Consider the following 12,667-nt stretch of genomic DNA (forward strand, 5'->3'; position numbering starts at 1 on the left):
GGCTTATTTTTTTTAGTACATTATTTTGAAAGTTGTAAATAGTGCCATTTATAACAAGACTCATAATAAGATAAAATAGGCCCAACAAGCCACTACGACTGACGCTATTATATTAAGAACGACGCCAACTCGCACCATTTCGGACTGCTTGATTAACCCTGTGCCAAATACAATAGCATTCGGCGGTGTAGCAACAGGTAGCATAAAGGCACATGATGCACCAATACCAATTATTAATACTAAAACTTCTGTAGGAATGCCCATCTGCTCTGCTATTGCCACAAAAATAGGTACCAATAATGCTGCTGAAGCTGTGTTTGAGGCAAACTCCGTTAGGAATATAATAAAAGCTGCCATAGATAATAGAATCAAGAACATTGGTGCAGTTGCTAAAGCATGAGCCACCGTTTCACCCATTACAATTGAAGCACCTGAAATTTTAAGTATATTCGAGAGGGCAATACCACCACCAAAGAGCATTAATACACCCCAATCTGTATTATCAGATACCTGTTTCCAAGATACCAAACCTAAACTAACAACCGCAACAGCAGCACTTAATGCAATAAGTGTATCGGTTTTAGACAGATCAAAAGCAGCACCAATTTTCTTACTGAACAGCCACGCCAGCACCGTCAATATAAATACAATTATGGTTAATATTCTAGGACGCGTCCAAGGAATATCTGGCGCAGCAACAGACGTTAATAACCAGATTTGTTTGATGTATTTATAAATTGTAAATAAATTGTTTATAAAATTCATTAAACAATTAAGTTTTGTTAAATAATATAACTTTTAATGTTTTGACAATACTTATCAAGGTCAATCTTTTAACATTTATATTTTTATAATCGCAATGCATTTATATTGGCAATAATTTTAAACCAAGCAGCATTGAATATAATATGTCTTGCCCCTTTATTCACATTAACTATTAGTTAACTTTAGGTAGGAAGCATTGTGAGTAGTGATATAAAACATCATCATAATTTACCGCACCATGACTGGTCAGCAGGATTCAAAAAAAGTCTTCCAGTTGCTATAGGATATCTTCCAGCTGGTATCGCTTTTGGCGTTCTGGCTCAAATTGCAGGTCTCCCTATTTGGGCAACCATTATGTTAAGCGTGTTGCTGTATGCAGGCGCTGCTCAATATGCCTGTCTACCCATGTTAAGCGCGGGAATGCCTATCGGAAGTGTAGCAACTAATATTGCCGCTATAAATCTAAGACATGTATTCTATGCCATGCCCTTATTGCAGTTTTTACCGCAAAATAAACTGGTTAAAACTTACTGCTTGTTTGCCTTAACTGATGAAACCTTTTCAGTGTTGACAAGCATACCTAATCATTCTCGTAAACAATTAATGCTACCTGTCAGTTTTTTTAATCAAATGTGGTGGGTGGTTGCAAGCATTATAGGTGTCATGATTGGCAGTCAGCTTGGCGACTTAGTACCGCATTTAGATTTTGCCCTAGTTTGTTTATTTGCGATATTGGCTTATGAGCAATTTCAAAGTATTAAGCGTTTTTTTCCAATATTCATCGCCATGATTTCATTGGCAATAGCATCATTTTTTACTGTTAATTGGCTACTGTTGTTGGCTATCACTTTATGTCTGGTGTTAATCCTAATACGTGGGTTCTGGGTGCAGGTTAATATGAGGAATGATAATAATGAGCAGTAGTTATCTCATTATAGTAACGTTAGCTATGGCCGGCGTTACTTTTATTACTCGAGCTTTACCAGTTTTGATACCAAAAAAATTACTAGATACACCTTGGCTACATAGATTAAATGAAAGTCTGCCATTATCAGTAATGGTGTTATTAATTTTAACTAGCCTATCTTATAAAGATATATCGACGAATACATCAGTTCACAGTGGCGAATTACAGCTATTAATGGCACAAATTGGTGCACTGTTACTAGTATTGTTTATTTATCATATCAGCCGTCAGCTGTTGGTTAGTATGATTGCCGGTATTGCAGCCATTAATGGATTATTATGGGTATTTTCAAACTTATTTGGATAATATGCAACCCATCATAAACTCGCCTGACTTAATCTTTTAATTCCATAATTTGTCATAAACCATGTCAGTCTTTGGGTTCCAAGCGATTAATAAGGTTTATTTATACAAAGACAGCAAAAGTATTTGATCGACTATGAATGCTACAAAAGCTTTGCTATGGCATGAGATTTGAAACTGCTAGATTTAATAATAGGAATAAAACGATATGAATTCATCTACTAGAGTTGAACATGATTTACTTGGTGAACGTGAAATCCCTGCTGATGCTTATTACGGTATTCAAACCCTACGTGCGTATGAGAACTTCAATATAAGTAAGGTTCGTTTATACCAATTCTCACCATTCATTCGAGCATTTGCTACCGTAAAAAAAGCGGCAGCGATTAGCAACTATAAAGTTGGTGTGTTAGAAGACAAAATAAAAGACGCAATTGTTAGTGCATGTGACGATTTAATCGCAGACAAATACCACGATCAATTTATTATAGATATGTTCCAAGGCGGTGCCGGCACTTCCACTAATATGAACGTTAATGAAGTCATCGCCAATCGTGCATTAGAAATTATGGGTCATAAAAAAGGGGAGTATCAATATTTACACCCTAATAATCATGTTAACTTATCTCAGTCTACAAACGACTCCTACCCTACTGCCTTAAAACTTGCTTTAGATTTTTATTGCCAACGTCTATTAGGCAAAATGGACGTGCTAATTAATAGTTTTTTGAATAAAAAAGAAGAGTTAGGCGATCGATTAAAGATGGGCCGTACTCATTTGCAAGATGCAGTGCCTATGACAGCAGGTCAAGAATTCAATGCCTTTGCTACCATGATAAAAGCTGAGAGAAAGCTTATAGAAGACTTCCGTGAATTATTGTATGAAATTAACATGGGTGCCACAGCAATTGGTACTGGTCTTAATGCCCCTTCTAATTACCCTGAAACTTGTGCCAAAGTATTGAGAGATTTAACTGGTAAACCTTTCTATACTTCCAAAGACTTAGTACAGGCCACTCAAGATACTAGTGCTTACGTGGCTTTATCTGGTAACTTGCGTCTATTAGCCACCCGTTTATCAAAAATTGCTAATGATATTAGGCTACAGTCATCAGGCCCTCGTGCCGGTTTAGGTCAATATCGTATCCCGCAAATGCAGCCTGGTAGCTCAATCATGCCAGGTAAAGTAAATCCCGTTATCCCCGAAGTGGTGAACCAAGCGTGTTTTCATATTATGGGCATCGACCATACTATCGCTATGGCCTCGGAGGGTGGTCAGTTACAGCTGAACGTGTTTGAACCTGTTATGGCTTTCAACCTTTTTACAGGTATTGTCATGCTGAGTAATATTTGTGAGACATTTGCCACTCGCTGTATTGACGGCATAGAAATGAATGAACATTATTGCCGTGAGCAAGTATTGAGTAATATTGGTCTAGTCACTGCTTTAAACCCACATTTAGGGTATGAAGTATCGACTCGTATTGCTAAAAAAGCTCAAGAAAGTGGTGGTAGTATTTATAATATAGTTTTAGCTGAAAAACTAATGGATCAAAAGACTTTAGATGAAATTATCTCTCCTGAAAATATGGTATATCCCTTGTTAAAGCATCAAGCTTAATCTGTAGTGTGTAGATTGTAGAGTGTAGAGTCGATAAGTATACAGAATGTGATAGTTTAAAAATTAGTATGCACTCAAACTATATACTGCTAAACTTCTATTTTTTAATCAGCCAAATTTTATTAATTTTTATTTTCAGTTTATTATTTTTAAACCCTTAAAGGATAGATTCATGAAAAAAATCTTAGCAGTTTCAGCGCTAATGACTTCATTTGCCTTAACAGGCTGTAGTACTACAGGGACTACAGCTAACACCGGAAATGCTGTTGGTACCGCAACCAATGTGGGTATGAATATCTTTAAAACGGCGGTGGATACTCAATGCCGTAATGAACTTGAAAAACAAAACGCTTGGCGTATTGCACGTGTGGCTATGAATTCAGAGCAAGAAGAAACCGCAAAAACTAAAATTTGTGGCTGTGTTAGCGAGCAAGCACCTCAACAAATAACCGTTGTAGATATGACCAATGCCGCTATTGATCCTCAGTATCGTGCGCAACTAGTGACGAAAGTTGTCGCTAAATCATTGCAAACTTGCTATGCCAGCTTTACTAAATGATAACCTATACGATATAACTGAACTTAAGTTAATAGTAGTAAAATAAAAAAGAGAGGCATAAATACGCCTCTCCTTTTATCTAATCTTTTTAACTATAACCCACTTAAATTAAAACTAAATCACCTTCAGCATCCAACTTATTACAGTCTATTTCAAAATTAATTCTAGTTTTTATCTCATTTTGCTCGGCTATAAATCTACTTTGTACTTTTTGATCAGCTAAATTAAACTGGCTTAATTGTTGATGCATATTTACCACATCACCCATTATCAATAAAGCAGGTGTGGGTAGTTTTGCTATTGCTTGCTTTGAAGCAATATCTTGTAAAGTACCAATCAAAACTTGTTGCGTTGGTAGGCTAGCATGGCTCACTAAAGCAAAAGGTGTATCTTTGTCGCGTCCAGCTTCAATTAAACCTTCAGTAAGTTTGGCCAAGCGATTCAGCCCCATATACAACACGACCGTTTGAGACGGATCTAACATTTCACTATAGTCTTGATTTGGACAATTGGTCTTTTTAAATGCGGTCACAAATTTTACAGACTGTGCACATTGTCTGTGAGTAAGCGGAATGCCGGTACTACTCGAAGCGGCACTAGCAGCGGTAATCCCAGGTATCGATTCAAAATAGACACCGTTATCAACCACGATCTGCAACTCTTCACCACCTCGTCCAAAAATAAAGGGATCGCCGCCTTTTAATCGTACTACGCAATTACCAGCCTGAGCATATGTCACCAACAGTTGATTAATATCTTCTTGAGGCATAGCGTGATTGTTACAGCGTTTACCAACGAATACTTTGATAGCTTTTGAATGACACATGTCTAAAATATCTTCTGACACTAAGCTATCGTAAAGTACGACATCTGCTTGTTGCATAACGCGATAAGCTTTTAAGGTTAATAATTCGGGATCTCCAGATCCTGCACCTACCAAATATACTGCGCCTCTTTTTGCTTGTTTTGAAAAATCATTCGGCTTATGTTCTGATATAATTGTAAAATCAGATTTTAAAGAGGTAACGTTTAAATTTATAACCTTGGTCATGCTGGGTATGCTCCTGGCATCTTACAATAAAGTACTACTAATACTTAATTTGATGCAACTAGCATGCCATATTGATTTTCTAGTAAGTCATTTTTATACAAAACAATTTTGTATAAATAACCATATCTATAAATGAAGCTATAAAACCTTAAGCCAAATATGATTTATCCTTAAAGCAATGCGGCTTCTTTAACCACACTATGCGTTTTAATCAATTCATTAATCTGTCCCACACAAGAGCCACAATTAGTGCCTGCTTGACATATTTTACCGACCGCAATAGCATCTTCACACCCATTGGAGGTTATGGCCTCAATGATGGTATTTGCACCCACTCCCATACACGCGCAGACCAATGGGCCTGGATCCACATAACCACTTGCCGGTCTTCCTGCCAGTAGCCATTTGACGGAAGGCACTGAACTCATATCTGCAAAGCAACTATTTAACCAATGAATACTTGGCAGTTGATCTAGTTTCGGTGCTATATAAATTGCCATAAGTAACTTTTCTTGAGCACTATCAATAGCATTAGTTTCTGACTTTTCACGAACCACAAAGCGTAACTGTTTATCAGACTGATTAATCATCACACTGCTATTTATTGATTTAATATCGTCGGTGCTGCTATTTTGAGTTCTTTTAGTTTCAAAACTAGTTAAGAGTGCCTCTTTATGAATTGATTGAGACTTATTGAAGGTAGCAATCAATTCAACAAAGTTCTGCCAATATTCAAGGGTTAACCATTCAATGCCTAGAGAGTCACTACCTGAGGCTAAATTGATTAGCACACTGTCTTGTTGGCGACTGATACTCCATATAAGTTTTGGCATACCTGCTTTGTCTTGTTGTGAAGATATTCGACGTAATTGAAACCCTACTGCATCAAGCCAATCTGAATGAACTAAAATACGGCCAAATGAAGTTATATTAACGGGCATGACGGTTATGGCTGAGTTCTTGAGCTCAGGTTGTGAAGAGATAGGGTCAACTTTAGTAGGAATTAACGTGCCTACTCTGGCTAAATTAGCAAATGCATCACTCCAGTGCATAGGCATAAAAGCATCGCCTATACGAACCTCATCACTAATTTCAACTTGTGCCAATACTTGTGAAGCGTCCGTATCAAAGGCTATTTCTGGCGTGATACATACAAAGTCATCACTAATGACACCCAACTTTTCAGCCGCTTTAGGATGCAAGGTTAAAGTAGGTACAGCTTGTTGTTGATTCAACTTAGGCGCTAACGCCGTTCGAGTCATGGTATGCCATTGATCACGCAATCTGCCGGTAATCAAACGCAAATTAAGACTCGTATTATAACTGGCTGGTTTATTAAGCTTTCCTATCGAATTAAACTTATTAACAGCGCCGGCTTGTTTGGGCGGTGTAATCGCAATTAGACGTGGCGCTTTATGCTTAAAATTAGGATCAACAACATCAATATGTTTACTACCCCATTGTAACGGCTGCATAGACTCATAAGGTTGATTGTGTTTGACTAGCTCAGTTAATAAATCCAAATGGCGAGGGTATTTAGCATTTTGATAACTGGTTAAAGTAGCATGTTCCAAAAAAATCTCACTAGGAGCATTATAATCAAAGCCTTCAAATCCCATGCGTTTTGCTACTTGTGAAAATATCCACCAATCAGGTTTTGATTCACCCACGGCAGGCACAATACTGCGCTGACGTGAGATTCGGCGTTCTGAATTGGTCACTGTACCAGACTTTTCACTCCAGCCCTGTGCTGGCAAGACTATATCGGCGCAGCGTATGGTATCACTGTCTTTTGAACACTCAGAGACAATGACTAAATCGCACTCTGTTAAGGCTTTTTTAAATTTATCAGCTTCTGGCAAACTAACCACTGGATTTGTAGCCACGATCCAAATGGCTTTTACTTTTCCTGATAAGATGGCATCAGCAGCATCGCAAGCTTTGATACCGGTTTTAGTATCAATAGGCTGACTAGACTTCCAAAAATCAGAGACTGTTTGACGATGCTCTGCATTATCTAACTCTAAATGACCCGCCAATAAGTTAGATAAGGCCCCTACTTCACGCCCGCCCATAGCATTAGGCTGACCAGTTAATGAAAAAGGACTAGCGCCAGGTTTGCCTACACGTCCTGTCAATAAATGACTATTAATGATGGCATTAACTTTATCAGTACCACTACTCGATTGATTGACCCCCATACTAAATGCAGAAACCGTCTTGTTAGTTGCAGCGACAAGCTCATAAAACTGCTCAACCTGTTCCACAGACAAATCAGTTGCTTTAGCCACTTCTTGAAGGCTCCACAGTTCAGCGGCAGCCACTGCGTCCTCTAAACCTTCACACTTTGACGCGTATACATCATCTTTATGACCATTTTCATTTAGATATTTAAGTAAACCGTTATATAAATGGGTATCCGTACCAGGGGCTAGTGGCAGGTGTAGATCTGCGAATTCGCATGAGTCCGTGCGTCTAGGGTCTATAACAATTAATTTTTTATTTGGATTTTCTTGCTTGGCTTTTAAAAATCGGCCAAATAATATCGGGTGACACCAAGCCATGTTAGAGCCAATCAATACCAACAAATCGCAGTCTTCAAAATCGGTATAGCTGCCCGGAACCAAATCTGCTCCGAACGCCCTTTTATGTCCTGCCACCGCCGATGACATACATAATCGAGAATTTGAGTCAATATTGTTGCTACCAATAAAGCCTTTCATGAACTTATTGGCCACATAATAGTCTTCAGTCAACAGTTGCCCCGACACATAAAACATCACGCTTTCGGGACCATGCTCTTTTATGGTACGACCTAATCGATTGGCCACATCATCAAGCACTGTATCCCAGTCTGCTTCTTTACGCATTGCATCGTTATATGACAATGTTGATGAGGCTTTTAAAGACAAATCTGAGGACGTGCCATTCATTGAAGTGTGTTTATCTTGATAATAAGGATGGGTTAATCGACGTTCTACACCCAAGGTTTCAGCAAGGTTGCTACCCTTTGAACATAATTTGCCAAAATTTGCTGGATGTTCAGGATCACCTTTAACGGTAACTTTTCTGGAAGCATTATCAAAACTGGCCAATACCCCACAACCCACACCACAATAGGGACAAGTGGTACGCACCGTCTGTATAGACCCGTTAAATTCAGCGCTAACCACATTATCACTATCGAGGAATAAAGTCTTGATTTGATCAAGACTAGGGGTTAGTTCAACGAAATTGGTCTGAATGTTTTTGATAATATTCTCACTATTTAGCATAATATCTCTTAATAAAACTTTTATTATTTAACCATTAAAAACTCTATTTAATTATGCCACTTCATCATTAGTAGAATTAATACGAGTCCCAGGCTCAATATCTTTAGCATCAACCGCTTCAATCACGCTTTGTAGCAAATTCATCTCTTTATCAGCATTTACTGGACTTAGAGCATGATTATCCATAGTCTGCTCTTCGAGTTGTGACTGACAATAGGCGGCACCAAATATCAAATCTTGTTTAAAGCTTGAAATATCAACTTGGTCGTTAATCAGCTTACTATAAAAAGTACCATCACCAGTTTCTCCATACAATACCGCCCCAATTAAATGGTTTTCTTTTACAAACAAGCAGTGGTATTGATTATCCTCAATGTTTCTATATACAATCTGCTCAGTTAATGGCAACTTTTGCTCATTAAAGTCAATTTGACCCGACGAAAATACGGCAATACCCGATACTTTAAGTTTCAAAGCCAAAGGTACACTGACAAAAGGCGCCCAATTTGATTCCAATTCAGGATGAGTTAAAACTTGAATCAAGCTCTCTACGTGTTGATTTACTGAAGACACCATGCCAAATAATTCATCATTGATTTCAACACATTCTCCAATTGCATAGACATTAGGACAACTGGTATGCATATTTTCATCTACAACAATGGCTCGATTGACATTAATGCCACTTTCAGCCGCCAACTTAATATTCGGAATAATACCTACAGCCATCACTATAAAATCAGCCGCTATAGTACGACCATCTTTTAAACTAAGTCCCACAACTTCATTGGCATCGTTTACCTCAATAGTGGTCGTTGCTGCAGAAAGCGCCAAACCTACGTTGCGTTTGGCAAGCTCCTGTTGTAACATCAATGAAGCGGGTAGATCTAGTTGACGATTTAGCACATAATCATCAACATGTATAACCGTCATCTTAGCGCCCTGTGATGATAAAGCACAAGCAGCCTCCAAGCCCAACACGCCTCCGCCTATCACCAAGCCCGTCTTACCTTGTTTCGCATATTCACATAATAAAGCCACATCAGCCACATCACGAAAAACGTGGACGCCCTTAGCTTGATGATTAGGAAATGGGATAACGCGGGCTATAGATCCAGTGGCAATGACCAGCTTGCTATATTCAAGCGTCGTACCATTATCTAATGACAACTTCTGATTAATGGTATCTATTTTATCGACACCTACTCCGGCTATAACGTGAATCCCTAACTTTTCATAATCGCTTTTATCATATAGATAAGTGTTTTCAAATGAGGTCTCCCCGGCTAGTACGGGAGATAGCATGATACGGTTATAGCCTACTTCAGACTCTTTACTAATTAAGGTAATTTTCGGGTTTTTATTGCCGTTGGTGTCATTTTGGTTTTGTTGCCAAACAGTGGCTAATTTAATGGCTAAGCGACTGCCTGCCATACCTGCTCCAACTATAACAACATCCTCTGCTGAATTATCTCTACATTCAGGTTTTGTGGTTGATGAGATTTTAATTGGGCTAGCATTTTTGGAAGCTGGCATGAGAGACCTTAGCCACTTAAGCGGCGATTGAATTAATCGTTACCTATTATTTTATTAACCCAGTGTCTTAGATGATTAACGTAAACGCATCGAATTAGAGGGTGGGTAAAAACTTAACCATTAAAAAAATAATAACTATAGCTTGAATAAAGCAAATACTGTGCCATACCAATAAGGGATTTCTCTTGATAAGCGGTTCAGGATCAGTTAATGATGCGTTAAAATCTGGATTGAAATCCTGTAAGAACTCGCCAATGGCCTGTTGACGAACTTTCGTATTTCGATGAAGTGCGCGTAGTAAAGCTTGCTGACTGGTGGCTGGAACTTGTTTTTGACGTAATAGATTGGCAGGCACAACAAGGTTATCAGAAGCTGACATTAGCATTTGAGAGGTAAAAGGACGACTACCTGTGAGTAGCTCAAAACCTATAACGGCTATCGAAAATAAATCGGAATGCACCCCTTTAGGCTCATCTGTGTAGTATTCTGGTGCAGCATAATGTAAGTCTCCTAATGGAGGTCGTGTATTGTCTTTAAGAATTGAGGAAGCTACTGATCCAAAGTCTATAAGCTTGACTGCTCCAGACTTTGTTAATAAGATATTTTCAGGTTTAATATCTTGATGCAGTAGATAGTTGCGATGCATAACCCGTACTGCCATGCCAATTTTGGTCAATAGATCGTGAGTCTGCCACACATCACTAGGACCATTTCGTTCCATAAAAGCTCTAAGACTCTCCCCTTCTATATACTCAGTCAAATGATATAAATATTTGGAGCTAGCTGGTACTGGATAATAACGAAGCAAACCCGACTCCCCTAAAGCAGAACCACCTATTGATGTTGAGGTGACTTGTACAGAATATCCAGTCCTACTTTTGGCCATTAAATCGGGTTGAGCCTGTTGTATTAAATTGGGGTTGGTCTGGTTATAAGCTGATTCACCGGCACGCTTGTTTTTTGACAGACTCAGCCCAATTTTACGCTCCTTTAAAAAGCTACGTAGATACTCTCCATCATCCACAGTTCTTAAGCTAGGTGATTTTAAGACATACTCATGACCTAAGCTGTCTTGGACTAAGTAAACTTCACTTCTAGCCGTCCTTGCTATAATTTTTGTTACCTCAAAACCATCGATACTGTCTCCAATCTCAAGACCTGTAGGTAGTTTGTATTGAGTCGACTCTTTGATTATTTCATTATCTGATTCATCAATATCTTCGCTTAGTGTTCCATCACTATTTTGAGTCATATCGTTACCAGTTATGTTGTCCATTGAGTTGTCGATTGAGTTGTCGATTGAGTTGCCGATTGAGTTGCCAAAACTTGTCTTATTTGGCACGTTTTTATTGGTATTAATTATTGTAAGACCCATGCCAAGCATGATAATACTCAGATTGTCATTACTGCCTTCGGCATAGGCTTGTTGACAAAGATGCTGACTTAAATCCCAATGCTTTAAATCATGCCAATTGGGGGTATTTTCCAATTGAGTTGCCGCTGCGCTGAACTCAAACTGCATCTCTATGGGATCTATATGTTCATAGACGCCATCTGTCATCAGCGCCAAATATTCATTCTGGTGCAAGGTAAACACGGTTTGCTGTAGATCAACGCTGGTGTCAGCACCAAGAGCTGCTGATAATGCTCCTTTGTCCTGACCGTGATGAATACGATGATCTTCGCTAAGTACCACCGTACTGTCTTTACTCAGACGATAAATTCTTGAGTCACCAGTATGAAATAAATGCACTCTATCTCCAATACATAAAACCCCTGACAGTGTTGATAATAATGGAGCAACACGTTGATAGGACTGTGAAAAATACATTGAATCATTGGCTTTAACAATTGCTGACTTAATAATACCGGCCACACTTTCATCGTCAAATATTTGCTTTAGCAGATGCTCTTCGATTTGCTGTTTTTCAGTGACAGCTTGACGATAGATATGATTAAGACCTTTAATAATGTTTTTAGTCACTGTCTCAATCGCCAATGCGCTGGCTTGCTTCGGAAATTGGCAGGCACTTACGCCATCAGCTAATACTGCTAACACAGGAAGCTGATCAGGTTTTAGCGTTAACTTTTTATTTGCAGTATTGCTTGAGGTGCTTTGATGAATATTAGAATTAATATTAAAATTAGAATTATTTTGTTTATCTGAGTTTATATTTGCTATGTCTTGGGATTCGTTAATCTGCTGAGTTTTTAAATTTTTTAATTCGACTTTATCGCGTTGTTTATGTGCTACATAATCAAGTAAACAGGTTGTTACCATTAAGCTATCTTGATTCTCACTCTTACGGCCAGCTGTCGTATAAAAATCAAGCCACCAAGTAGACAAATTAGTTCGTAGGTGACTTTGATTAACATCTGCCTTTGGTTTTTTTAAAATTTTATTTTCATCCACATTAAAAGAAATTAAATTTTTTTCCTTTTTAATTGCTTGATTATCCACATAAATTCCTTTTGTTAAATAGTAGTGACTAAACCAATAAAGAGGAATAAAGCCAAAGTCAAAGCTATATTCCTCTTATAATTAATATTTGAACATTTAAACGATATTAATGTGTTATATCAATTTAAA

Annotated in this window: 8 protein-coding genes and 1 pseudogene; 4 read left to right on the forward strand and 5 right to left on the reverse strand. The window is 38.2% G+C overall.

All coding sequences use genetic code 11. The features are described from left to right. Positions 1–60: 60 nt before the first annotated feature. Positions 61–684: pseudogene (locus QZ265_RS06395) on the reverse strand (SLC13 family permease); the annotation flags it as partial. A gap of 279 nt (positions 685–963) precedes the next feature. On the opposite strand from QZ265_RS06395, the gene QZ265_RS06400 reads away from it, so the two are divergent. From QZ265_RS06400 to QZ265_RS06415, 4 genes are all read left to right on the forward strand, one after another. After that, positions 964–1,689: an AzlC family ABC transporter permease gene (locus tag QZ265_RS06400; RefSeq protein ID WP_296404525.1), complete on the forward strand. Its 726-nt coding sequence runs from the start codon at positions 964–966 to the stop codon at positions 1,687–1,689. After that, positions 1,679–2,038 (forward strand): AzlD domain-containing protein, encoded by a 360-nt coding sequence (locus QZ265_RS06405; protein ID WP_296404527.1) that lies wholly within the window; start codon positions 1,679–1,681, stop codon positions 2,036–2,038. The genes QZ265_RS06400 and QZ265_RS06405 overlap by 11 nt, the downstream gene beginning before the upstream one ends. Positions 2,039–2,243: 205 nt before the next feature. Further along, positions 2,244–3,656: an aspartate ammonia-lyase gene (locus QZ265_RS06410; protein WP_296404528.1), complete on the forward strand. Its 1,413-nt coding sequence runs from the start codon at positions 2,244–2,246 to the stop codon at positions 3,654–3,656. 172 nt (positions 3,657–3,828) lie between these two features. After that, positions 3,829–4,215 carry a hypothetical protein gene (locus tag QZ265_RS06415; RefSeq protein WP_296404529.1) on the forward strand — a complete coding sequence of 129 codons (387 nt, stop codon included), beginning with the start codon at positions 3,829–3,831 and terminating at the stop codon, positions 4,213–4,215. A gap of 103 nt (positions 4,216–4,318) precedes the next feature. Here the strand turns inward: QZ265_RS06415 and cobA are convergent, their stop codons facing one another. The 4 genes from cobA to QZ265_RS06435 all read right to left on the reverse strand — a co-directional run bounded on the left by cobA (position 4,319) and on the right by QZ265_RS06435 (position 12,538). Then, positions 4,319–5,266 carry a uroporphyrinogen-III C-methyltransferase gene (gene cobA / locus QZ265_RS06420; RefSeq protein ID WP_296404531.1) on the reverse strand — a complete coding sequence of 316 codons (948 nt, stop codon included), beginning with the start codon at positions 5,264–5,266 and terminating at the stop codon, positions 4,319–4,321. A 170-nt stretch (positions 5,267–5,436) separates the two neighbouring features. Then, positions 5,437–8,541: a nitrate reductase gene (locus QZ265_RS06425; RefSeq protein ID WP_296404532.1), complete on the reverse strand. Its 3,105-nt coding sequence runs from the start codon at positions 8,539–8,541 to the stop codon at positions 5,437–5,439. 51 nt (positions 8,542–8,592) lie between these two features. Then, a complete protein-coding gene (locus QZ265_RS06430; RefSeq protein WP_296404534.1) occupies positions 8,593–10,077 on the reverse strand; it encodes an FAD-dependent oxidoreductase in 1,485 nt (494 codons plus the stop codon). A 94-nt stretch (positions 10,078–10,171) separates the two neighbouring features. Next, entirely contained in the window at positions 10,172–12,538 is a 2,367-nt protein-coding gene (locus tag QZ265_RS06435) for a bifunctional protein-serine/threonine kinase/phosphatase (RefSeq protein ID WP_296404536.1), read from the reverse strand. Positions 12,539–12,667: the final 129 nt, after the last annotated feature.

Origin of the sequence: Psychrobacter sp. (assembly GCF_018260395.1) — a bacterium.
In the GTDB taxonomy this organism is placed as follows: domain Bacteria; phylum Pseudomonadota; class Gammaproteobacteria; order Pseudomonadales; family Moraxellaceae; genus Psychrobacter.